General features: G+C 44.8%; 24 protein-coding genes. 12 read left to right on the top strand and 12 right to left on the bottom strand.

What is annotated here, in order from left to right:
* Positions 1-348, top strand: a 348-nt coding sequence (locus QT984_RS17460) for a transposase (protein WP_333053328.1), incomplete at its 5' end; no start/stop codon positions are given.
* 528 nt (positions 349-876) lie between these two features.
* Here the strand turns inward: QT984_RS17460 and QT984_RS17455 are convergent.
* From QT984_RS17455 to QT984_RS17430, 6 genes are all read right to left on the bottom strand, one after another.
* Positions 877-1,614: a response regulator transcription factor gene (locus QT984_RS17455; RefSeq protein WP_333053479.1), complete on the bottom strand. Its 738-nt coding sequence runs from the start codon at positions 1,612-1,614 to the stop codon at positions 877-879.
* Between the two features lie 725 nt (positions 1,615-2,339).
* The gene (locus tag QT984_RS17450) at positions 2,340-3,302 is read right to left on the bottom strand and encodes an FTR1 family protein (protein ID WP_333053329.1); all 963 of its coding nucleotides are present in this window, start codon (positions 3,300-3,302) and stop codon (positions 2,340-2,342) included.
* 110 nt (positions 3,303-3,412) lie between these two features.
* On the bottom strand, positions 3,413-3,847 hold the full coding sequence (locus QT984_RS17445) for a ferritin-like domain-containing protein (protein WP_333034807.1): 435 nt from the start codon (positions 3,845-3,847) through the stop codon (positions 3,413-3,415).
* Between the two features lie 116 nt (positions 3,848-3,963).
* Positions 3,964-4,152, bottom strand: coding sequence for a hypothetical protein (locus QT984_RS17440; protein ID WP_333053330.1), 189 nt, complete (start codon positions 4,150-4,152; stop codon positions 3,964-3,966).
* Positions 4,153-4,307: 155 nt separating this feature from the next.
* Entirely contained in the window at positions 4,308-4,433 is a 126-nt protein-coding gene (locus QT984_RS17435; protein ID WP_333053331.1) for a hypothetical protein, read from the bottom strand.
* A gap of 875 nt (positions 4,434-5,308) precedes the next feature.
* Complete coding sequence (locus tag QT984_RS17430) at positions 5,309-5,443, bottom strand: hypothetical protein (protein ID WP_333210398.1); 135 nt, start codon at positions 5,441-5,443, stop codon at positions 5,309-5,311.
* On the opposite strand from QT984_RS17430, the gene QT984_RS17425 reads away from it, so the two are divergent.
* The 3 genes from QT984_RS17425 to QT984_RS17415 all read left to right on the top strand — a co-directional run bounded on the left by QT984_RS17425 (position 5,443) and on the right by QT984_RS17415 (position 7,891).
* Complete coding sequence (locus QT984_RS17425; protein WP_333053334.1) at positions 5,443-6,372, top strand: energy-coupling factor ABC transporter permease; 930 nt, start codon at positions 5,443-5,445, stop codon at positions 6,370-6,372. The genes QT984_RS17430 and QT984_RS17425 overlap by 1 nt on opposite strands.
* Positions 6,365-7,021: an energy-coupling factor transporter transmembrane protein EcfT gene (locus QT984_RS17420; protein WP_333053335.1), complete on the top strand. Its 657-nt coding sequence runs from the start codon at positions 6,365-6,367 to the stop codon at positions 7,019-7,021. The genes QT984_RS17425 and QT984_RS17420 overlap by 8 nt, the downstream gene beginning before the upstream one ends.
* Before the next feature lie 135 nt (positions 7,022-7,156).
* On the top strand, positions 7,157-7,891 hold the full coding sequence (locus QT984_RS17415) for an ABC transporter ATP-binding protein (protein ID WP_333053336.1): 735 nt from the start codon (positions 7,157-7,159) through the stop codon (positions 7,889-7,891).
* Positions 7,892-7,987: 96 nt separating this feature from the next.
* Here QT984_RS17415 and QT984_RS17410 read toward each other — a convergent pair whose 3' ends face one another.
* Positions 7,988-8,992 carry an ion transporter gene (locus QT984_RS17410; RefSeq protein WP_333053337.1) on the bottom strand — a complete coding sequence of 335 codons (1,005 nt, stop codon included), beginning with the start codon at positions 8,990-8,992 and terminating at the stop codon, positions 7,988-7,990.
* A gap of 244 nt (positions 8,993-9,236) precedes the next feature.
* Here QT984_RS17410 and QT984_RS17405 point away from each other — a divergent pair, with 244 nt between their 5' ends.
* Both QT984_RS17405 and QT984_RS17400 read left to right on the top strand, forming a co-directional pair.
* Complete coding sequence (locus tag QT984_RS17405) at positions 9,237-10,244, top strand: 2-hydroxyacid dehydrogenase (protein WP_333053338.1); 1,008 nt, start codon at positions 9,237-9,239, stop codon at positions 10,242-10,244.
* Between the two features lie 196 nt (positions 10,245-10,440).
* Positions 10,441-10,878 carry a CAAD domain-containing protein gene (locus QT984_RS17400; RefSeq protein WP_333053339.1) on the top strand — a complete coding sequence of 146 codons (438 nt, stop codon included), beginning with the start codon at positions 10,441-10,443 and terminating at the stop codon, positions 10,876-10,878.
* Between the two features lie 143 nt (positions 10,879-11,021).
* Here the strand turns inward: QT984_RS17400 and aroA are convergent, their stop codons facing one another.
* Entirely contained in the window at positions 11,022-12,377 is a 1,356-nt protein-coding gene (gene aroA, locus QT984_RS17395) for a 3-phosphoshikimate 1-carboxyvinyltransferase (RefSeq protein ID WP_333053340.1), read from the bottom strand.
* Between the two features lie 427 nt (positions 12,378-12,804).
* Between aroA and QT984_RS17390 the strand changes: the two genes are divergently transcribed.
* Positions 12,805-13,308: a hypothetical protein gene (locus QT984_RS17390; protein WP_333053341.1), complete on the top strand. Its 504-nt coding sequence runs from the start codon at positions 12,805-12,807 to the stop codon at positions 13,306-13,308.
* A 118-nt stretch (positions 13,309-13,426) separates the two neighbouring features.
* Here QT984_RS17390 and QT984_RS17385 read toward each other — a convergent pair whose 3' ends face one another.
* Positions 13,427-13,906 carry a hypothetical protein gene (locus QT984_RS17385; RefSeq protein WP_333053342.1) on the bottom strand — a complete coding sequence of 160 codons (480 nt, stop codon included), beginning with the start codon at positions 13,904-13,906 and terminating at the stop codon, positions 13,427-13,429.
* Positions 13,907-14,179: 273 nt separating this feature from the next.
* Here QT984_RS17385 and QT984_RS17380 point away from each other — a divergent pair, with 273 nt between their 5' ends.
* Both QT984_RS17380 and QT984_RS17375 read left to right on the top strand, forming a co-directional pair.
* Positions 14,180-14,857: a hypothetical protein gene (locus QT984_RS17380; RefSeq protein WP_333210393.1), complete on the top strand. Its 678-nt coding sequence runs from the start codon at positions 14,180-14,182 to the stop codon at positions 14,855-14,857.
* A gap of 35 nt (positions 14,858-14,892) precedes the next feature.
* The gene (locus QT984_RS17375) at positions 14,893-16,029 is read left to right on the top strand and encodes a DNA methyltransferase (protein ID WP_333053345.1); all 1,137 of its coding nucleotides are present in this window, start codon (positions 14,893-14,895) and stop codon (positions 16,027-16,029) included.
* An 11-nt stretch (positions 16,030-16,040) separates the two neighbouring features.
* Here QT984_RS17375 and QT984_RS17370 read toward each other — a convergent pair whose 3' ends face one another.
* Complete coding sequence (locus QT984_RS17370; protein ID WP_333260199.1) at positions 16,041-16,607, bottom strand: hypothetical protein; 567 nt, start codon at positions 16,605-16,607, stop codon at positions 16,041-16,043.
* Positions 16,608-16,723: 116 nt separating this feature from the next.
* Between QT984_RS17370 and QT984_RS17365 the strand changes: the two genes are divergently transcribed.
* Both QT984_RS17365 and QT984_RS17360 read left to right on the top strand, forming a co-directional pair.
* Entirely contained in the window at positions 16,724-17,023 is a 300-nt protein-coding gene (locus QT984_RS17365; RefSeq protein WP_333053347.1) for a putative quinol monooxygenase, read from the top strand.
* A gap of 258 nt (positions 17,024-17,281) precedes the next feature.
* Positions 17,282-18,091 carry an MOSC domain-containing protein gene (locus tag QT984_RS17360; RefSeq protein ID WP_333210389.1) on the top strand — a complete coding sequence of 270 codons (810 nt, stop codon included), beginning with the start codon at positions 17,282-17,284 and terminating at the stop codon, positions 18,089-18,091.
* 170 nt (positions 18,092-18,261) lie between these two features.
* Here QT984_RS17360 and QT984_RS17355 read toward each other — a convergent pair whose 3' ends face one another.
* Together QT984_RS17355 and QT984_RS17350 are read right to left on the bottom strand one after the other, a co-directional pair.
* The gene (locus tag QT984_RS17355) at positions 18,262-19,131 is read right to left on the bottom strand and encodes a calcium-binding protein (protein WP_333053349.1); all 870 of its coding nucleotides are present in this window, start codon (positions 19,129-19,131) and stop codon (positions 18,262-18,264) included.
* A 74-nt stretch (positions 19,132-19,205) separates the two neighbouring features.
* The gene (locus QT984_RS17350; protein WP_333053350.1) at positions 19,206-20,879 is read right to left on the bottom strand and encodes a methyltransferase domain-containing protein; all 1,674 of its coding nucleotides are present in this window, start codon (positions 20,877-20,879) and stop codon (positions 19,206-19,208) included.
* 371 nt (positions 20,880-21,250) lie between these two features.
* On the opposite strand from QT984_RS17350, the gene QT984_RS17345 reads away from it, so the two are divergent.
* On the top strand, positions 21,251-23,905 hold a 2,655-nt coding region (locus tag QT984_RS17345; protein WP_333298179.1), incomplete at its 3' end, for a glycosyltransferase.

The following is a 23,905-nucleotide window of genomic DNA, read 5'->3' as shown; positions in this document are numbered from 1 at the left end:
CATGTAGATCGAATTTATCGAACCAGAGAAAATCGAGCGTGGTGCAAAGAAAGAGGGATTAGAATGAGTGGCCCCCCTCTAGGAAGGCCCCCGACAAATATCAGCAAGTCAACGAAAAAACAGGCTCAGTCAGACGAGAGAATTCGTAACTCAATTGAGGGAAAATTTGGAGAAGCCAAAAGAAGATTCAGCCTCGGTAGAGTGATGGCTAAACTTGGTAATACTTCTGAAACAAGCATCGCAATAACTTTTCTGGTGATGAATCTTTCTGCCCTGCTACGGCAGGCTTTTTGGCTTTTTTTCGGTCTATTTCACAACAAAAACCTTTTGTCATGTTTTTTGGCTTAAATCATTGGTAAAAGCTATGTTTCGCCATCACAAGATTGACACAACTTATATTGCCGATGCCAGCTCAAATTCACTCATCTTTCTAAATGCTGTTTTCTGACTTTTTCAGCAAGCCCTAAGTAGCTATCCAATCCTCTCGAAAAAGACAAGGTGGAAAAAGAAATCCGGTACTTTCCTATGGACAAGCTTCTCTAAAAGTACGGTTAGAGGCAGGGCTGTTTCAGGCTCCGTAGGGGCAAACCCTCGTGAAGAGTCCCGATATTTGAAACATCGATTTCATCGTCCGTGGGGGGGCGGGCACGGGGAGTAGGGGTCGCACAGCCCCTACTACAAAATCGCGATTTTCCTGAGAATGAAACCGCCCTGCGGTGAGAGGGGGATGCGGGATTATTTTTTTCCGAATCAAGAGAGTTAATGGCTACTTGTTGACATATTCATCTCAAACTCAAAACAACAAAGCCTGAGAGCAAATGCTCTCAGGCTTTTCTAGCGGGATTTTTAACTGCTTGTTGCATCTGGCGTGCTAGCTCAAGCAGAGGATTTGGTTTCTTCAGCTACTTGTTCGTTGTTGGGTAACTCCAGGCAATAACCAGCCCCGTATACGGTTTTGATGTACCGAGGATGGCGGGGATCGGGTTCCATCTTGGTTCTCAGGTGTCTGATGTGTACACGAATAGTTTCGATGTCGTCGTCGGGGTCGTAACCCCACACTTCTTTGAGAATTTCGCTGGGAGAGACTGTCTGACCGTGGCGCTGAAGCAAGCAGTGCAGCAACTCAAACTCTAGGTGGGTCAGTTTGACTGTCTGAGCGTACCAAACAGCTTCAAACCTTTCGGGGACAAGGGTCAGCGGGCCGTAATTCAGAATTTCGGAGTGTTTGGCAGCTTGGGGAATGCGGTCTGTGCGCCTTAGTAGAGCTCGCACTCGGGCTAGCATCTCTTCTAGTTCAAAGGGTTTTGTCAGGTAGTCGTCGGCGCCGGAGTTGAAGCCTTCTACTTTGTCTTGAGTTTGACTTAAGGCTGTCAACATCAAGACGGGAATGTCTGAGGTGCGCTCGTCACGCCGCAAACGCTGACATACGGTGAATCCGTCTACTCTAGGCAGCATGAGGTCTAGGATGATCAGGTCGGGGAGCAGTTGTATTGCTAGTGCCTGACCTTTGATGCCGTCTTCTGCCTGGGTGACTTCATAGCCAGCCATTTCTAGGTTGACGGCTACAAGTTCGGCGATCGCCGCGTCATCATCAATAACAAGTATCCGGGGCATCATTATTTATCTCACCGCTAACCGAATGGCAGATCCTACAGCCTTCTGGGGGTTCCAGGTAACTTTAACGAACAATTTTTTAATTTTAAGCTTCATTAAGGATTATAAGGTTGATTAAGAACTTTCGGAGCTCTGTAAATATTCTTGTACTTATTATAAGCGATAACAGCGCATATCAGAAAACTGTTTACTCCAAATCTGGCTGGGGGCAGATTTGGGGTGGGGAAGAACAGCCTTAACTTTTGCAGGGTGCGCCTAGGTCCTCACAGGCTCGCCCTAGCGGTAGTCCGCGTCTTGCATTACCCTGTTAACCGTTAACTGTAAATTTTTTAAGTTGGTTAATTTTGCTTATAAAATTTTTGTGTTTTTTGAGTGGGTATGGCTGGCTTTTTGGGGGGATTTACGGTATTATTAAATAATAATAATACAAGTAAGCTGTGGAGCATTTAAACCACTAACGATGTCAGTAGGGTGCGTCAGATATCGCTCGCTTCCACCGACAAGGGAAACGCGGAGGACGCTCCGCACCATACAATACTATTTTAAATACTCCACAGCTTATTTATAGAAATAATAAAAACTATTACCATTATTAAATAATGACATATAAAAGTCAAATAATCAATCCCGCAACCTGAAAAATTTTGGTCATTTTTTTGCCTGTTGGGCTAATTTTTTTCTCTGCTTGGAATCAGCAAAACAACCGATAACAAATGCTTGCATACCTACTGAGGGCGAGTTTCCGATCGAGCTGGCGGAGTATTTTGGTTGGGAACAGTCGGCTTAGAACTTAATTTTTGGAAATAAAGACTGCCGATGGTGGTTAAGAATATTGTGTAAGCCGCCGCTTGGACGAGATAAAGTCGCTCTCTGTATCCAAACAGTGCTTTGAGAATCACTCCTGGAAATTGTCGATCGGGCAAAATTTCTGCTGCATTCCACACCATCGGGCCTAAAATACAAGAGTGGACTGGTGCGAGGCGATCGTAATAAACACAAATCGCTGCATACTTGCTATTCATCTGCGACAAAATCCCAGCGGCTTGGTCAAAATGCTTGAGTGCAGATACTGCCAAACCTGCCACGATTAACAACAACAAAATCCCCATAAACTTGAAAAACAGGCGGATATCAATTTTGACACCCCACTTGAACAGTAGCGCGCCAATGATTGCCGCCCCAGTCAAACCGCCCAAAGCACCCAAAGCGGGACTCAAACCTTGTTGAAATTGAGCGCTGACAAATATAACTGTTTCAAAACCTTCGCGCAGTACCGCAATAAAAATTAAGCCAAATACGCCCCAGCCGGCATTGCTATTTTCTGTCAAAGCTGCTGTAACTGCTCCTTCAACTTCTGCTTTGAGAAAGCGAGCTTGCTGAGTCATCCAAATTAGCATCCAGCTTAGCATTGCGATCGCCACAATTCCCAATACGCCCTCTAATAGCTGTTTAATGACTGGTGCGTAAGGCTGCTCAGATGTTGATAGTGCTGCGAGCAATCCATTGAATATAACACCCACAATACCGCTAGAAGCAATGCCGACTGCGACACCTGCATAAACCCAAGAATTGAGGTTACTTTGCTCAGCTTTTTTAAGACAAGCTAGTACAATTCCGACTACTAAGGCGGCTTCTACGCCTTCGCGCAGGGTAACTATAAAAGTTGGTATGGCTTCACTAAAATTCATTTTTTATAATTAGGGGGCATGGTCATGGGGCATGGGTCATTGGTCATTGGTCATTGGAAATAACCAATAACCAATAACCCATAACCAATCACAATTAACTAATGATTAAATCAACTATAATCCCGGAGCATTTTTTTCAGTTCTACTTGGTGTAATTCTTCTTGCCCAATTAGATTTCGGGCATATTCTTCCAAATAAACGCTGGAGTTGGTCACGACTTCAAGTAAAGACTTATACTTTTTGAGGGCTTTTTTCTCGTGATTTAAACTTTCTTCTAACAAGTCTTTCACCGAGTGTTTGTAGGTTTCTTCGATGGGAGCAATTTTCTGACTGGGGTGTCCCTCTAAACCGGTGAGAATTTCTCCTGCTTGTTGGGCGTGGAGTAGAGATTCCGTTGCTTGTGCTTTAAAAAACTGCACGATGGGAATCCGGTTTGGCCCTGTCACCATTAGTGAATAGTGGGTATAGCGCACGACACCTGCAAGTTCCCATTCCATGATGGTGCATAGCAGTTCCTGGGTTTTTTTCTCGTCAAGTTCTTTCATTTGTTGTTTTAGAGGTAGAATGCCTTAGAGGGCGCTGTTTATAATAGCACATTTAAGTTAAAAAGGAAAAGTAAGGTGCTGATGGCGCAGCTTACCGGAGAGATGTTGTATGTGAGCTAGGGGTTAACTTCTAAGGTTCCTGTAGGTTCAAACACTACAGTAAATTTAGCGACTGGTGCTGCACTGTTACTGCTGCTAGTTTCGGAAGATTTGAGGAGATTTGGCAAAGGAGTTTCTTTGGTGTAATCCTTGGCTGGTTGATTGAGTGGCTGGAAATTGCCGTAGCTTGCGGGGCGGAACGCCATCGCCCCATCTTGACTTGTACTGACTCGATAGACTAGATTTTGATTGAACGTAGGGCTAATTTGCCAACTTCGATCGATGCGATCGTACAGTTTCAGAGTTAACTCATCTAGTTTTACGCCGTAATTTCTGCTGTCTGATTTGTTCCATCTACCGCCTAAACTTTCTGCTGGGCTGCTGATACAGGTACAGCTTGGAGAGTATTATCTGTAGCCCTACTTGCCATAGCCGTTTCAGTAGACATATTAGTGAAAGGTACAACCTCTGGAGACTTGTCAGACAAATTTTTGGGGTTGTCAACAGCTAAACTGGAATTATTTGCAGCCGGAAGCGGACTGTTACTCGCAATAGCTCGTTAGGCCACCCCTTAGCAACAGCATTAGCGGGATTTTGCCCCTCCATTGTCAAAGACTTGACATGAAAACCGCGAAACATTTATTTTTGGCTAACGCGCGGGAGCATCTGAATGAAAGCAGCCCAGCTAAAAATTGGAGTTTTGAGGCTCTCTTGCTGGGGGGCAGGAGGCAGGAGGCAGGAGGCAGGAGGCAGGAGGGAAGAGGAAGAAGAAGTGTTTTTACAAATATGAGATGTTCCCTAACGCGCCACATTGCGATGGGAAAAGTCAATCGATTTTAGATTTGAGATGTGAGATTTTAGATTAAAGCATTAACCCAGCCCAAAAACGGATACGCTGCCACGTACAGGAGTGGTGGAAAGATCAAAATTTTAGACCCTAGTTCAAGCTCCCAGATTTATCTGTGGGGTAAATCTAAAATCTAAAATCTAAAATCTAAAATCGACTGACTTGCGCGAGATAAATACGTTCGGCAAGTTTCATCGGATACAGGTTTTTTATTTCTGGACGGATGAATTCAGGACTTGTATCCTGGATGATTTCGGTCAAAAATTTAATGTAAGTTATTCTCAAGAGTGGGAATAAAACCAATTAGGGATTTTCAGTTTTTTCTTGATATTTTTTTTTAATTATTGCTTGAGCTTGATGGTAAATACATTTTGCAGGTTAATCTGTAAACAAACATTGATCCTTTTTATCAAAAAGCTTGAATGTGGGGGTCTTCGGTACAATATCCGAATAATTCTTCAGGATTATTTAATGTTGCATTTTCATCCTCAAAACTTTGGCTGTGAAGCCCGAATCTATGTCAAATAAGCGATCGCCCGCCGCAAATCCCCCGATCGCTCGATCGCATTAATGCCCCCAGAGGGGGTTTTAAATTTTAGTAAAAAATAGTTGACTAAAGAGTTGGAACTTCTCTCGTTAGGATACATCAATGCACATACCTGATGGTTTTCTTTCACCGCCAGTAGCCATTGCCACCGGCATAGCAAGCGCAGCAGCAATCGCAGTTGCCCTAAATCGAACCAGCGCCAGTCTTGGACTCCGACAAGCCCCAATTATGGGCTTAACTACAGCTTTCGTGTTTGCAGCCCAGATGATCAACTTTCCGGTAGCTGGTGGCACTAGCGGCCACTTGTTGGGAGGGGCGCTCGCTTCCGTCGTTTTGGGGAGCCCTTGGGCGGCAACTTTAGCGATGAGCACAGTTTTTATAATTCAAAGCGTCTTGTTTGCCGACGGGGGCATCACCGCCTTGGGAGCTAATATTTTTAACATGGGGCTAGTTGGCATTTGGGTGGGCTGGTGGCTGTTGCAGCCATTGCAGCAACTTTTGGGAGGTTCTAGAAATCGTTTGCCCCTAGCTGCGGGTATTGCCGCTGGCCTCAGCGTCGTGGCTGCTTCGATTAGTGTGGCGATCCAATTGGCAATTTCTGGTACTGTAGGGCTCAATATCGCATTGCCAGCAATGGTAGGGGTACATATTTTAATTGGGATTGGCGAAGGGGTAATTACAGGCGGCGTGTTAACTTATCTCGTCAAAGTGCGGCCGGATTTACTGCCGGGAGAACAGCCACAATTGCAGAAATGGATAGTGCCAGTAATCGGAGTTTTATTAATTTCCGGGGTGCTTTCACTATTTGCTTCAAGTTGGCCTGACGGGTTAGAAGCGGTAGCCGAAAAATACGGCTTTAAAGATAAAGAAGCTGTGGCGATCGAAAATCCCACTCCTTTAGCAGATTACACAGTTAAAGGATTAGAAGAACAGCCTATTGGTACTAGCATTGCTGGACTTTTAGGGTCTGCCTTCAGCTTCGGCGCGGCTTTTGGGATTGCTCAGTTGGTGGTAAAACCTAAAGATGTCTAAACTCTCCATACCTTTTCGATTGCGAGTGTCTCTCACAATTGTGATTGGCATGGGTTTTCTGAAGACAGGCGCTTGGCTGTGGCTGGGAATTTATGGGGCGATCGCACTTTTTTGGTCGTTTTGGCTCAGGGCTCCGGTGCGAACCCTAGCGCAACTGTTGGGAGCAGAATTGATTTTTCTGTCCTTATTAGTGCTGCCCCAAGGTTGGGAACGCGCCAGTTTTTTGTTGCTGCGTTCCCTAATTTGCCTGCTAATTATGAACAGTTTTCTGCTAACTTTGCCACCCCACAGTTTCGGAATCGCCCTCAAAGGATTACCCCTACCAGCAGGTTTGCAAGAAATTGTACTTTTAACAGGACAATACTTAGAAATCCTGCTGTCCGAAGTCAACCGCATGAAAATATCAGCCCAACTCCGGGGCTTGTCGGGTACCGGAGGATGGCTGCGCTACGCCAGTGCTTCCATGATCGGAGCGCTTTATTTGCGAAGTCTCGATCGGGCAGAAAGAGTACACGCAGCAATGCTAATTCGCGGGTATCAAGGAGCTGTACCTGCCGAATCAAAATCAACACCAAAAGAGCGACTCTGGCTGACAGTAGCAATTGTAATGGCAGCCGGATTAACAATAGCTTCTTATGGTAAGTGGTAATTTAGAAGGGGCAATTGGTAATTGGTAATTGATTAATTCATTCCTCTACCTTTTGCCTTCTCCCTTCCCCTCTCTGCGCCCTCTGTGCTCTCTGCGGTTACATACTCTTAATCCTAAAATCGAGGCAAATAAAACTTGAGTAGACTAAAATCTGTGCCAACAATCGAAGTAGAAAACTTAGTATTTGGCTATCCCGATCAAAAGCCAATATTGCGGGGAATTTCTTTTAGTTTGCAACCAGGAGAAAGAGTGGCTCTACTCGGCCTGACAGGTGCTGGTAAAAGCACTTTACTCGAAAACTTGATCGGATTAAAAATCCCTCAAGCGGGCGAGATTAGAGTGCAGGGAAAAAAGTTGGAAGAGGCGACGTTATCGCAGGCGCGCAGGCAGATTGGATTTTGCTTTCAAGATGCTAACGACCAGCTATTTATGCCGACTATTTTAGAGGATGTCATGTTCGGGCCTCGCAATTACGGAGTGCCGCCGGGAGTGGCGCGCGATCGAGCTTTAGCCCTATTAGACGAATTTGGTTTAGTAGAATTTGCCAACCGTTCGGCCCACGAACTTTCGGGAGGTCAAAGAAGATTAGCAGCCTTGGCAGCAATTTTAGCATTAGAGCCGGCAATTTTAATCTTAGATGAGCCGACGAACGGACTCGATCCCTCGTGGCGGCGTCATTTGGCGTCTGTTTTGTCCCAATTGCCGATCGAGGTAATTTTGATTGCTTCTCACAATTTGAATTGGATCGGTAAAACGACTCAAAGGGCGTTAGTTTTGGCGGATGGTGAGATAAAAATTGACAGAAAAACCCAAGATTTGCTGGCAGACAAATCAACTCTCGAATATTACAATTTGCCACCAGATTGGTAATTAACTATTGGTCATGAGTCATTACATAAAGCAGTGATAACCAACCACAAGCGATGGCAACGATTGGGTGGAATTACAGGCAATATATATCTGTAATTACAGGTCGAATTTGCGGACGGCTTCATTGTACAAATGAATAGCTAAATCGCGTATAATTTGTTCATTTTGAAAATCACTTCCTAACTTCTGTTTGGCAATTTGAACACATTTTCTCATCAAGTCTGACGAACTTTCGATGTGAAGCGCGATCGCCCTTTGCTTTTCTTCAAAGCCGACCTCGATTTCCGCCAGCCTTTTGACCGATTGACAATTCGCCGATTGCTCTAAATTTGCCGCCATTTTTTCCTGCTTTCTCCTTTGGACTTCCTCGGAAAAACCCGCAGCGATGAGCCCCGCAGGTAACGCAAAAATTCCAATTCCCAAAAATGCTAATATTGCTCCTAACAATTTTCCTAAAGGAGTGATTGGATAAATATCACCGTAACCGACAGTAGTTAATGTCACAACTCCCCACCACATTGCATCGGGGATGCTCGCAAAAGTTTCGGGATGCGCCTCGTTTTCAACAAAATACATGACGCTAGAGGCAAATATTAAGAGAATAAAAACTGCAAATGCAGTGGCAATTAACTCTTCTTTTTTAGCGTACAATACTGCTCCCAGAGTTCTGAGCGATTCTGAATAGCGACTCATTTTTAGCAAGCGCAACAGGCGCAAAACACGAATTAAGTTAACGAAGTTAAAACTAGGAAATAACAGCAAGAAGTAAAAAGGTAAGATTGAAATTAAATCAATCAAGCTTAGCGGTGTAAGAGCATATCTCAATCTTCCCCAAAGCGGGTGGCTGTATTTGCGATCGACTGTAGAAACCCATAGCCTCAAAATATATTCTATTGTAAATACTAAGGAGGAAACAATTTCGATGTTTGCCAAAAGCGATGTGTGTTCTGGCGACAAGGTGGGGGAAGTAGAAGCAATAAAAGCTGCGACGTTAATCAGAATCAAACAAGTTATGAAAACATCATCTGCTAAACTGTATAAATTGCTTGACTCTGAGGTTTCTAAGATTTCATAAATTATAGTTTTGATTTTTTTAGGCATTGGAGTTTGTCCTAAGAATTTAGCAATTAACGCTCGCGCTTCACTACAGTATAAGCAATGAAATTCCCAAAATTAAGCAGGAGTTGCCCTCAAGCTAAAAAATTGTGTTCTTCAGAGAGGCTCTTGTTACGAAATTCAATATTTTTCATGGAAAGTGGGTTGTTTGGGGCAACGGTATTCTAGTAAAATTTAGAGTTGATCTGGAAAAAATTTCCAACTATTACTGGGTTTGCAGGCAAAAATCATGAAGGTAGCCGTATTCAGCACCAAATCCTACGATCGCACATTTCTGGAAGCAGCGAATGTCGGCGGCAAACACGATTTAGTTTTTTTTGAACCGCGTCTGAACCTGGAAACCAGCGTTTTGGCTGCTGGATTTCCGGCCGTTTGCGCGTTCGTGAACGACTCCTTGGACGCGAAAACGCTGCTTAGCATTGCCGAAAAAGGCGTCCGCTTGCTGGCCCTGAGATCCGCCGGATTTAATCACGTCGATTTAGCAGCAGCGAAGGATTTAAATCTAACTCTGCTGCGAGTTCCGGCTTATTCTCCCTACGCAGTGGCCGAACACGCAGTCGCTCTGATTTTGTCCCTCAACCGCAAAATCCACCGGGCCTACAACCGCGTCCGCGAAGGCAATTTCGCCCTAGACGGCTTGTTGGGTTTTGACCTTCATGGCAAAACGGTGGGAATCGTCGGAACAGGCAGAATTGGCGCAATTACTGCCCAAATTTTGCACGGATTCGGGTGTCGCCTGTTGGGATACGATGTTTACCAAAACCCAGATTGCCTCGCCCTAGGCATGGAATACGTCGCACTCCCGGAACTGTTCGCCACCTCTGATATTGTCAGCCTGCACTGTCCGCTGATACCGGAAACTTACCATTTAATCGGTGCAGAGGCGATCGAGCAAATGAAACCAGGGATGATGCTGATCAATACCAGCCGCGGTCAGTTGATTGACACTAAAGCTGTCACCAAAGCACTGAAGTCTGGTATAATTGGCTACCTAGGCTTAGATGTTTACGAACAAGAGACGGATCTGTTTTTTGAGGATTTGTCAAATCACGTTATTCAAGACGACGTTTTTCAGCGCTTGCTGACTTTCCCCAACGTCCTGATTACCGGACACCAAGCTTTTTTCACCGAGGAAGCTTTGAAAAATATCGCCGAAACCACGATCGGCAATATCACCGACTTTGAACAAGGACGCCCTTGCCCGAATCAAATCGACCTCTCTCAAGTGAAAAAATGAGTCAAAAGACCGATTTGGCAGCGAAGGCAATTGTTTAAAATCAAGTCATATCATTATTTTTGCTTGCAATTTGTGAAACTCTGCCTTAGTCTCATCAATTAGTCCCTGCAGCGCGGATGCTGTGCTAATTGCCGGAGAATTCTACTGGCAGCAATTCACAGCCTGCAATTTTACCTGACAACGGAGTAAGTATCCAATGACACAAGCTAACTTTTCGGACGAGACACAAACAATCACTGAAGTGGTGACAGTAGATCTGGTGGAGGACAAACCGGGGGTCATGACTACAGTGACAACCACAGAAACAACGGCCGGCCAGTTCCAAGATATTAAAGACCAAGTTATTACAATTTTGTCGGAACTTCCAGCCTATCTCTCTAATTTTTTTGCTGACTACCAAAAGCCCCTCATCACAGTTGGTTTAATCCTGGCAGGCGGTATTAGTATTAAGGTAATGCTGGGAGTTTTAGGTGCTCTTAATGATGTCCCTTTGGTAGCTCCAATTTTTGAGTTGATTGGCATGGGATATACGGGTTGGTTTGTTTACCGCTATCTGCTCAAGGCTTCTAATCGCCAAGAGTTGTTAACGGAAATTGATTCTTTAAAAGAACAAGTTGTAGGTAAAGATTCTTAAAGGGGTGTTGAAGGAAGAGGGAAGAAGGAAGTTCGGCAACGGATGTAACGGATGTCAGGAAGAAGGAAGAAAGAGGATTTTTCCCACTCTCCTCTTTCCTAATCTCCCACTCCTCCCTCTCCCCCTCTCCCACTCTCCCAATCTCAATTTGGATGGCAAACTTGTTGCAAAGTGGCGGTAAAGTCGGGGTAGGAAATGGCAGCAGCTTCTGCCCGGTGAATGTTAGTAATACCTGTGGCGTTGAGGGCTGCGATCGCCAAACTCATGGCGATTCTGTGGTCGGTGTAGCTGTCAACATCCGCGCCCGTCAAAGGAGTTCCCCCGGTAATTTCTAAACCGTCAGGTAACTCGGAAATTTGGGCTCCCATGCGGTTGAGTTCGGCAGCAGTCACCGCCAGCCGATCGCTCTCTTTGACTCGCAACTCAGCCGCATCTCGAATTATTGTAGTACCCGACGCAAAGATTGCCGCTACTGCCAAAATCGGGATTTCGTCAATCAGTCGGGGAATTAAGTCGCCCGCAATGGTGCATCCCCGCAATTGGCCGGAACTACGAACCAAAATATCCGCTACAGGTTCCCCAGCCGCCTCTCGCTGATTTTGCAGTTCAATATCGGCGCCCATCATCTCCAAAGCTTCCAAAATGCCTGTACGAGTTGGGTTGACGCCGACATTTTCGACTACGAGCTCGGAACCTGGGACGATCGCCCCAGCAACTAGCCAAAATGCCGCCGAACTAATATCCCCCGGTACAATCACATTCTGCCCTTGCAGTTGTGTCGGCCCAGTGACTGTCACGCTACAAGTTTCTGGATCGACGCTCAATTGGGCCCCAAAGGCTCGCAGCATCCGCTCGCTGTGATCCCGCGACAGAGCGGGTTCTGTGACTGTAGTTTCTCCCTCCGCCATCAAACCGGCGAGCAAAATGCAAGATTTAACTTGAGCCGAGGCGATCGGAGAATGGTAGTGAATCGGTTTTAACTGCTGTCCCAGTATCCCTAAAGGAGCTAAAGAATTACTTTTTCGCCCCCAAATTTGCGCTCCCATTTGTTGTAGCGGTTTAATGACGCGCGACATGGGGCGCGATCGCAGAGAACTGTCACCCGTTACCGCATAAAAACGCCCCGGATGAGAGGCTAAAATTCCCAACATCAGCCGCATCGTCGTGCCGGAATTACCCGCATCCAAGACTTCCACAGGCTCCTCTAACTCGCCAATTCCGACGCCCGTGACTGTCACCCGTTCCGCATTGAGTTCCGAAACTTTGGCTCCCAGGAGCGAGAAACATTTAGCCGTGCTGCGGGGGTCTTCTCCTAGGAGTAGTCCCTCAATTGTCGTTTCACCTTGGGCGATCGCACCCAACATCAAAGCTCGGTGAGAAATCGACTTATCGCCCGGAACTCGAATCCTCCCCACCAGCGACAAGCCCGATGCCGGTTTTTGAATGCTTAAAGTTTGGCTTTTGTCAAGAAGCGTAGTAGTTATAATGTCAGCTTGCATTGAGATAAACTAGGATTGGATGGCGTTAGCTATCCTACCTTTTTCTCAGTCCTAAGTCAGTCGTCTTTTGTACGGGCTGAGGGTTTTTTCCCAATGTGTCCGGTTAACTTAAAGGCTGATTAAACTCGCCCGGAGACTCCGCTGTCAGTTGTCGGCGACACGGGAGTGCGGACGCAACGGCACGGATTTCACATTAATTTCACAAATATTATCCGTGTATCTGCTTAGATTTCATCTCCAGCTCTGAGTTATCGACCAGATGATTGAATTGTGACTAAACAATTTTAGATTTTCGATTGCGAGTTGTAGATTTTTCATTTTGTTAAGCAAAAGCTCCGGAATTTGGAACCCAGCCAATCTAAAATCTAAAGTCTAAAATCTCAAATCTCAAACTGCCCGATCCACCACAACTCCTAAACTTTTATTTATGCTGACCCATCACCGCAAGCCTGTAAGTTTATCGCTCGTCTCCACAGATTTACCTTTGTGGTCAGTCGTTGAAACCGCTGCTACGCTTTATCAAAAAGACCGCGAGCGCTTTCACTTGTTGTTGCACGAACCAGCAATAATCGATCGCGAATTTTCCGACGGTTCCAACGAATCTGCCGAGCCAGTTACAATCTTACCCCCAACTACAAAACCCCGGTTGCTCTGGCTAGAAGTTTCGCCCTATCGAGTCATTATGACGATGCAAGGAAACGGCAAATACAGTTACCGCCACTGCTGGGAACGAGGAATGTACGGCCTGAGCCGTTATTGGCTTCAGGGCGAATCGCTGGCGACTCCCGAACAGTTGCGACTCCGCAACTTCACTCGCAACTTGACCCTGACAGGAAAGCCGGAACCGGATCACTTGCAGTTAGAATACGAGTTGTGGTCGGAGAAAGTGCAACTCGGTCGCTATATTTTGAATCTAGAAATTCATCACTAAATTGGGTAATTGCAAAGGGGTAGATAGTAGGTGAAGGCGACGCATTCCTCAAATTCCTTCACCCCCCGTGGGTTGTTGGGGTTCGCGTGGCAATCTCAAAATACAAAACTCTTAGCCTTTAGCGATCGCCCTTACAATAATTAATCAGTTTGCTAGTCAAAGCGTCTTGATTTGCGGCTGCTTGATTCGCCTGTTGGCCGGCTCTAATAATATCTGCTTGAGCTGTTTGGATTTGCTCTCGACCTTCTATACTTGTAGAAGCGAGATTTCCAGCCTGAAGGCTTTTGCTTATGTCGCCGAGTGCTTGACTAATTTCCTGGAAGGATTTAACCGATGGCTCCTGAATTTCTTTGAGGGTTGGATCTGTTATTCGCAGAGCTTGAAGTTCATTCGCTATTAGGTTCAAATTTTTAGCTAAATTGTCGGTCGTTGCAGCATCGTTGCTGTCTTTATCAACATCAATGAGAGCGTTGCCTTTGTTGACAATTTCAGTAAATTTAGTACACTGGACAGTTCGACTCTCGCTGCAACTAATCGTCAGCGTACAGCAAGCAACAACTATCAGCAGGATGGCAATCTGTTTGCGAAAAAAGTACATGAACCCTCGGTTGCAAAAAAAGTAGATTCTGGGATTTTGTCGTAGAGTGCGTCACTCGATTTTCGATTTTCGATTTTCGATTTACTTGCGACATTGAATCAAAGGAGCTGGAACTTTGGTCTAAAATTAGGGATTGTCCACAAGGCGAGTGTACGCGGCACAGTATCCGTTTTTGGGTGTGTCAGCGGGCCGATCGATATATCGACTGTCGAACAACTTTCGCGGCATTCAAACACGCTCTACTAAGCTAAACTACGTACCTGTTTAGGAACTATGGTCAAAAACAGCAATAACCTAAAGAAGGGAAGCATTTGGGGATATCTTACCCTGCTTTTGCCTATTTCCTTGACGGCGGTTGCCAGTTTCGAGTCGGGAAGGATGTTTTGGGCGATCGCCACCACAGCGGGCGTTGCTTGGGCTTACAAGCTCTATCAGCAGCAGCAAAAAAATAAACTCGCTCATTTAGACTCGGTTTTCTATAAGTTGATCAAGGAAAATCAAGGGCGAGTTACGGCTTTGGATTTGGCGATGAATGCAAAACTGCCCGGAGAAAAGGTTCAAGAGTATCTCGACGAACGAGCCTCTGAGTTTGCCGCAGATTTTGAAGTGACGGAACAAGGCGGAATTTTGTATTATTTTCAAATAGCTCCAACTGTCAATCAAAGCGAAACAGCTAATGCGGCAATAGCTGTTCAAGAGCCTCCCACAAATCGGGAAAAAACACAAGAGAAAAAACCAAATTTATTCCCCATTGCTCAAACCAAGACTCCTCAAAAGCCCAAAATCTCTTTTACCCAGACGGAACTATCCCGCAGGTTCAAAGTTCACGCAAGTACGATCGGCAAGTGGAAACTTAAGCCGGAGTTTGCTCAGTGGAGCCGCGAAAAAGACCCGGAGAATATCGCCTGGGAATATTCTACAGAAAACAAGCGATTTTATCCCAAAGATTGACGTATTGACTAATTGACTGATTTGGGTTATCTTCAGTGAAAGTTGAAGTTTTTTTGAAATTAAAGGCAAAGCAAATGCAGCAGCACCAGAACCGAGAACAGCTCCCGCTAGATCGGATATTTCTGGGAAATTGTCTGGAACTTCTGAGCAGCTTGCCAGATGAATGCGTTGATTTAGTAGTATCCTCTCCTCCCTACAATTTGGGCAAGGAATACGAAACCAAGCAAGCTCTCAATATTTATTTAGAAGAACAGAGAATTGTGCTCCAAGAGTGCAGCCGAATTCTCAAAAAATCAGGTTCGCTGTTCTGGCAAGTCGGTGCTTTCTCCGATCGGGGTACGCTAATTCCGCTCGATATTCGCTTCTTTCCAATTCTAGAATCCTGCGGGTTAATTCCTCGGAATCGAATTATCTGGGGGAGACAGCACGGTTTGCACGGCAGAAAGAAATTCTCATGCCGCCACGAGACAATTCTTTGGTTTACTAAATCCGATGAATATATATTTAACTTAGACGATATTAGAGTACCGCAAAAGTATCAAAATAAAAAACATTACCGGGGATCTCGCAAAGGCGAACTTTCATGCAATCCTGACGGGAAAAACCCAGGCGACATTTGGATGTTCCGCAACGTCAAACACAACCACGAAGAACAAACTATACATCCCTGTCAATTTCCCGAAGACTTAATAGCTAGAATTGTCTTGACTACAACGGTGAAAGGTAATGTTGTTATCGATCCTTATATGGGTTCGGGTACGGCGGCCGTTGTAGCTAAAAACTGCGATCGGCATTTTATCGGTGCAGAATTGGATCTAAAATATTATCAAGTTGCGCTGCGTCGTTTAAGCGGGGAACCGGACGAGCGCGGCTATTTCCCCAACTTAAAAACTCTGCGGGACTATGTAGAAAAAACCGGACAGCCAATAGAAGGATTTCGGTTTGACGTACAAGTAGGTAAAAAACCAACTGAACGCAGCAAAGCAAAAATATATCCCGAAGAGTATCACTTAGAAGAAATGGAGAAACGCTTGCTCTATGAGGAAGCTGCTTTTGCTGCGGATATTCGGGGAAAAGCTCCACCAGTAGACCTCAAGCTAAATGGCAACGGTAAGAAAACGCTGAATTCTACTAAAATTGGAGAGCAATTAGAACTTGAGCTGTGGAGCTAGTATATCGTTTTTCACATAATCCGAATAGAACTGGGACTGCGGCGCGAGCGCCCGGAAATTATTTGACATTCACACTCTTGCTGAGTTACTATTGTCCTTGATCTTGGAGCGCTGTAATCAGTCAATATTGCAGGTACAGTTGTATTCATTTGCTTGAATAAACCAACTATTCTGAGCGGCATCTTAAATAGATAGGCAGATAATACTGTTAACTGGTTCACAGTTGGCTCGTAGTAAAGGGTGCTATTAGCAGCAGGAATAATTTGTGATTTTGTAACTATAATAACAACCCTAATGGGCTGTCCTGTGAGAGGCGTATTAGTGTTGAAAAACACTTGCGATCGCACGGTATTGTTTAATAGAAATGAATAGTGAGACAACTGAACTTCTACAATCGCACCATTCGAGCCCAAGTCAACCTCTTTTCCCAAAACTCGATACATTTTGGGAATCTTGATTCCGGCTTGCCATCCAAGTTTGACCAACTCTGTTTTGATGTATTCATTTGTTGCTACAGGATCGAAAACTGCATTGCCCAGAAATCCAGCTTGACCTGAAGCTTTTATGTGCAGTGGCATAGCAGCAAGTACGCTGCTGATTTGGTTCCATTCCGCGCTACAGTAGTTACTGATGACAGTGTTTGCTTCATTGAAATCCGTAAATTCAATTAAAATAGCATAGCCTCCTTTTTCCTATGTCCAAAACAACCTTGCGAGTAGTCGCCCGCCTCGCAGCCTTTCCCGACAAAGTAGCAGAACTTAAATCTCTGCTGCTGAGCATTATAGAACCAACTCGTAAAGAAAAAGGGTGCATCAAATACGAACTCCTGCAAAATCAAGCCGATCCCACAGATTTTACCTATGTTGAAGAGTGGGAAAGTGCTGATTTGCTCGAACTACATCTCGGTTCAACTCACATTCAAGACGCCGTACAGAAATTAGACGGTTTGGCCGTTGGGCCTCCAGATATCCGCCGCTATGAATTGCTAGCTTAATCGGGTTTTTATAGCAATTTGATTAATGTGTGTGAAATAGCTTCTATTCCCCCAAAGTTTGCGGCGAACCCTACCTACATATATAGGTTCTGCGTAAGTCCAATTCTACTCACATCTTGCCCTATTCTCGCTGAACAGGCTTTTCGGCCTGTTCCACAAAGAGTAGATTTTCTCGCTGAACAGGCCGAAAAGCCTGTTCAAAAAAGGATTATTGACAATGGTGCAAAATCTTAGATTCTACTAACTTCGGAAAAATTTATGACATTAGCAACAATAAAACAGTTATTTATTTATCCAATTAAAGGGCTGACACCGCAAGAAATGTCGGAGTTTGCTTTAACAGCAGGACACGGAATTAAGGGCGATCGAGCTTTTGCCTTAATGTTTGCAGATAATCTGGAAGCTGCAAAAAAGCCCGCAGATAATGTGCCTTGGATGAGCAAAAAAAATTTTGCGGTTCAAAACGATTGGCCTCTGTTAGCAGCTTTAGAATGTGATTATCAACCGGAAACTGCCGTTTTAACAGTCAAGCGTCAAGGAGTTGCAGTGTTATCCGCAGAAACAAACACAGCAGCGGGGCGCGATCGCATCGGCAGTTTTTTCACAGAATATTTGGCAGCAATTGAACCCACAAAAGAAGCGAGACACCCGCAGTTTGCACCTTTGCAATTAGTCGGCGACACCAGCGGCGAAACTCGTTATCCCGATCGAGAACCCGTACACATTTCTTTACTCAGTCAAGCCACATTAGACCAATTAACAGAAATTGCTGTTCAAAACATTGACGTGGGCCGATTTCGCCCGAACATTGTGCTAGAAGGTATGGCAGCTTGGTCAGAATTTGAGTTGATCGGAAAACAGTTTCAATTAGGAACAGCGCGTATAGAAGTTACAGCACGAATCGGCCGCTGTGTCAATATAGAAGTGAATCCAGAAACGGGCGATCGGGATATTTCCCTACTCAGTTTACTGCAAAAGGAATTCGGTCACGCACAAACTGGAGTTTTAGCCAAAATTATCAACAGCGGCACAGTTAAAATCGGCGATGTTTTGACTGCTGTAAAATAGTAGGACTTACGGGCGGGCTCTTCGGCCCAACCCCTACTTCCCACAAGAAAACTCATTATTTGTGGAACAGGCATCTTGCCTGTTCATGAGAATATCTTGGCTGTTCCTGAGAATGGTGCAAGATGTGAGATGCACCTCTCAAGGATTGCAGCTTACCTGAATATCTTAACTCATCCTGCTTGCGGCACCCTCACCTTATTACCAATCAAATTCAGAAAACTCGCTCCAAAATGTTGAATCTCCAAAAAATTAGCATAGGAAGGAGTTGACTTGTAAACTCTAAAAGTCCGCATAATTCCTAAAGTCGCCGCACTTTCCAGGGGGCCGATAAAGCTAGTATCTCTATCCAAAAAATGAGACTGCTTAGCCCAGTGTGCCATCTGTTCTGCATTCAAAAAGTAGCAGCCGGAATGAGGATTCAACGCTCGCTCAAAAGCGACTGTTTGTTCCATGATTTTTCCCTTTAACTGCCGCTGCTCCTCCACATTTTGAAACTTAGCAGTAGCTGTTGCTGCTAAATCACCATCAATATATGCTTTAAAAACCGCGCCTTGAGGCGCTATTTCATAGCGATTAGGTTGCAGCAAATTCCCATTTCCTCCGTGATACGTAAACCACTTTAATTTACTAAAAAACCACGGGTCATGCAGAACTAAATCATCTTCCAAATAACAGAAATAATCGTATTTGTTAAGACAGGCTCGCAAAACTGCTTGACACTCAAACCCCAACAGCAGCGGTTCGCATTTGGTAGCGTGGTGCATAAAACATCTGGGCTGCACTGGCAGTTGAGGCAACAGATGATAACCTTGAGTAGTGCAAACAACAATGTCAATTTCGTGCTGTTGAGATTGATTTGCTGGGATAGTTGCACATTCGCTAATGTCAATCATGGACTGAGATTTGCCGTACAAAGCTTGCAGCGATGTCACGCAAGCTGTTAAAGCGTTTAGTCGTGGTTGCGGATCATTTCGCTGGGAAGCGTGTTTTCCGTCGCCGCTGGGATTGTAAAAGTGAGCAATAGTGAATAGAATTCGCATTGGTGTGGAGTAACAATTAGAAATTAAACAATAAAACAGAACGATCGCACAATAGCCTATAAATCTTACCGCACTTAGTCACCAAATAACTCCGGCAGGCGATCGCGCAACTCAGCATTTAAACGCGGCAACTCGTCCCGCATCTGTAAGTACCAATCTCGGCGCTGTCGGTAGTGCCCGCACAGCAAGCGGTTGTCGCGCACCCATTCGTAAGCATTCGCGGCTATTTTCCTGCGCCGAGAAGTGTCAGATATCAGCGAATTTAGTTTGGTTTCAAACTCTTTTTCATATCTATAAATCAATCCCGTTTCACCTTCGACAATAGAATGTTCGTACACAGTGGGACTTGCCAGCACCGCTACTCCCCGCGCTGCACATTCAATAAATTTTAAGTCAGATTTCGTTTCATTAACCGGGTTGGAAACAAGCGGTAGCAAAGCTATATCGCAACTGTACATAATTTCTTGATACCGTTCGTAACTGCAAAAGGGTTCAAATTCTTTTTGCTGTATTTCCAAGGATTCAAAAAATCGGCGGTCATGGATTACTTTAACTCGAATCCGGTGCTTGTGTGCGACTAAAACTCGATTGAGCGCTGCCATAATCGGCTGCCAATCTTTTTCGCGGTTGAGCGCACCAAAAAAAATTGTGACTGTATCTTCTGCCGGATAAATTCGCGGCGGAGGTAGATAGGCTAATTGATTGGGAAATACGGCAACATTGGGATTGTATTGGCGCAAAATTTTTGCTAGCGGTTCTGTCGAAGTTTGAACGCAGTGACAGCCGCGATAGCTGAGGTAATTATTGTCGGCGTATTCGCGGCGACGGATGGGATTGTCGTCAATTTCAGCTACTATTAAATAGCCTTGTTGCAGGAGTTCTTTGATTTGGGGAATGTACGCGGGATATTGCATGATTGTCCGCTGCCAGATGAAGACTTTTTCTTCTTCCGGCAGCGGCGGAATTAACTCGGCTTTTTTCACGCCGGATACGGCGCGGACACCGGGAATTGTAGCGCTAAATTTGTCCGGTTCCAAAACTCGCACACGATCGCACCCTGTAGGAGCCATAATGATAGTCTGAATCAGCAGTCTGCGCGCAGGTACGGCCGATTTGGTCGATCGCACGATATAATGTTCAGCACCGGTTTCCGTAGCAAAACTGCTCGATGTTAGCTCTAAAGCCTGTACCATTGGATGCAGCAATTGCTGAAACTGGACAAAATTTTCGGTTTTGTGTCCCTTCCCTTGAAATTCATAAACCTGCAATCCGGCTTGAGCAAATAGTGATTTAATACTTTCTAGGGTAAACCAGTGCTGCATCTTGTTGTCGGGATTCTCCCACTGTCCCCGCAACAGATTGACAATTCGCCGCCAGTATTGAACATTAGGGATTCTAGCGAGAATTTGCCCCTCTGGATTCAGCAAAGAATTGTACTGCTTGAGAATATCCCAAGGATTTTTAAAGTAGGGTAGCAAGTCGCCAAAAACCAAACAATCTACGGTTCCTGGGGCGATGTCAAGACTTTCGAGGGCAATTTCTTCAATATCGGCTACCGTCACCCAGTTTAGCCGATCGACCGCTATTTTAGCTTTTTCTCGATCGCATTCAATGCCAATATACTGACAATGGGGATTGATCAGCTTGTACTGTTCGCCCGTCGAGCCCATACCGCAGCCAATTTCAACAATGACTTTAGCATCCGGCGGTAGCAGCTTCAATAAGTCGTGGTTGACGCGATCGATCACTTTCTCTAAAATTCCTGATTAGTTGATCGTAAAATAAAACAGAGCCACCCATGCCGACAGACAACCAGCCGAAGGTTAGCATTGCGATGCCAGTATACAATGGCGATCGGCACATTTGTCAAGCACCCTATTTTCTGTTGCCAACCCTTTCTATTCCCTCTCTTCTCTTCCTCTGCGTTCTCTGCGCCCTCTGCGGTTCATTTAATCTTATTCACCCATCATACAAGCATTCCTATATCTTAGCAAAAATTGAGCAAAATTATAATTCATTCTCAACCCCTACCCTCATTCAGCGCGATAGAAAAACTCAATTAATTCGGCTTTTTCCCAAAAAAAATTAACCCAACAATTTGCTAAATACATTAGAAACTATGAACCCTAATCTAGGAATGAACATCGCCGGCTACATCAGCGGCGAATTTGGCATAGGAGAAGGTGTCCGAGCCAACATCAGAGCCGCAGAAGCAGCCAACATTCCCTTCATTATCAACAATTTTACCCGCAGTCCCCACCGCAAACAAGACACCACCTATCAAAACTTTAGCCAAGACAATCCCCATCCCGTAAACTTAATTCAAGTCAACGCCGATGAAGTTGCAACCTTTATCAAAGATAGAGGTTCCAGCTATTTTGAAAACAAATACAATATCGGATTTTGGGCCTGGGAACTTCCCGAATTTCCCCCAGAATGGCAGCCAGCATTTAATAACTTTCACGAAATATGGACTTACAGCAACTATTGCGCCGAGGCAATTTCCGCAGTCTCGCCAATTCCCGTCATCAAAATCATGCCCAGTATTGCTCTCCCCGCACCTTCCCTGAACAGAGAAGCACTGAATTTACCTAAAGATAAATTTATTTTCTTGTTTGTATTCGACTTTTCCAGCCGCATCGAGCGCAAAAATAGTTTAGCGACAATTCAAGCATTTAAGCAAGCTTTTGGCGAAGATAACAGCGTATTATTGGTCATCAAATCTTCTAATTCAACCCAACATTTAGAACAGCAAAAGTTATTAAAGTCTGCTATCGCCAATTGTTCAAATATCAAACATCTAGACGGGTATTTGTCCAAAAATAAACTAAACGGTTTGCTGTACAATTGCGACTGTTATGTATCCCTGCACCGCTGCGAAGGATTTGGCTTAACAATGGCTGAAGCCATGTTTTACGGCAAACCCGTAATTGCCACCGGCTATTCATCAAATACAGAATTTATGAATGTCGGCAACAGCTATTTAGTCAAGTATAAGTTAATCCCAATTGAGCAAGATTGCGGGCCTTACAAAAAAGGCAATGTTTGGGCCCAAGCGGATGTCGAACACGCTGCGGATTTAATGCGGTACGTCTTCAACAATTACCGGGAAGCTCAACAAATTGGAGCGATAGCCGCTGAGGAAATTAAGACTTTACTCAACCCCCAAGTTACAGGGAATAAAATTAGAAAACGTCTCGAATATATTGCCGAGATTACCGATAACTTTCAAAGCATACCTCTGTTAGGAACAGCCAAAGCGAAGTCTGCCAAAATTAGGGCTAACTTGCCGCCATCACAGCAACAAAGTCAAGCAAAAGGAGAACTGCCAAACGAGCAGCCGAAGGTTAGCATTTGCATTCCGACATACAACGGAGAAGCATTTATTGGGGAAGCAATTCAAAGTGCTTTGGCCCAAACCTACGCTAACATAGAACTGATTATATCCGACGACGGCTCCACAGACCGCACAATTGCGATCGCCCAATCATTCCAATCACAAACCTCAGTCGATTTCCGCATCATACTGCACCGCAACTACGGTTTATCACAAAACTGGAATTTTTGCATCTCTCAAGCAACAGGTCAATATATTAAATTTTTATTTCAAGACGACTTGCTCGCACCAGAATGTATTGAGAAAATGGTCGCACTCGCCCAACAAAACTCAGAAATAGGTATGGTTTTCTCCCCGCGCGGCATCACCATCGCTGACAATGAATCTAACCCGATTTTGCGCGGAGCTTCCCAATCAATTAAAGATTTGCACAAAAGCTGGTCGAATTTAAAATCTATTCAGCCAGGAAAAGAATTACTCGCAGATACTAAATGCTTGAACAACCCGATAAACAAAATTGGCGAACCGAGTACCGTCTTAATTGCCGCGCGAGTCTTTGAAGAAATAGGATTATTTGATTCGGGATTATCTCAGTATGTAGACTTAGATATGTGGTGGCGAATCATGGGCAACTATCATATCGGATTTGTAGACGAAAAACTGTCCTCACTGCGGATTCATCCCGAACAACAAACTTGGAAAAACTTCGCCGCTGGGGAAAATCATAAGGATGTAGTAAGATTTTATAAAAAACTACTAAATAGTCCTGATTACAGTTTCCTGGATCAACAAATCAAACAGACAATCCGCCATAAGTTGGCATTGAGAACCCAGCCGAGTTTATCAGAATTATCACCACTGCTCGATCAATACAATAAATTCCCCTCAAAACAGCCTCTTCTCGCGCTGCGCCCCTACCGCCAACAGCTAGCTGAGTATTGGCTGAATTTGCCAGCGGAAAAATTAGAAATTGCTTACTCGAAAGACATGGGGAAGGCTCATAAATTGCTACTAGATAGCGCCCTAAAAAATGAAACTTTAACTGAGTCAGAACAACGTTTTGTCCAGCAGTTATCCTCGAAACTTGCTGAAGGAGGGGAAATTGCCGAGAAGATGCAATATCTCCTCGCAGCGATGCTGTACCGCGACGCTTATCAGTTGCCGATTGAGTATAAAAATGCAGCGATTCCCCAGTGGTTTTTTGACGATTTTCTGAAATTCCTATTTCAGTCACCGAATTATTTTCAAAGGAGAGGTGGAATTGTCAAGAACGGGCAAGATGCCCGTTCCACACAAGATGAATTTTCTGGTGGAACAGGCATCTTGCCTGTTGGTTCCACAACAGATGAATTTTCTGGTGGAACAGGCATCTTGCCTGTTGGTTCCACAACAGATGAATTTTCTGGTGGAACAGGCATCTTGCCTGTTGGTTCCACA

It is taken from the genome of Microcoleus sp. Z1_B2, from assembly GCF_036700325.1.
In the GTDB taxonomy this organism is placed as follows: domain Bacteria; phylum Cyanobacteriota; class Cyanobacteriia; order Cyanobacteriales; family Microcoleaceae; genus Microcoleus.
The sequence above is the reverse complement of the archived record's forward strand: the minus strand, read 5'-3'. Positions and strand labels throughout refer to the sequence as shown.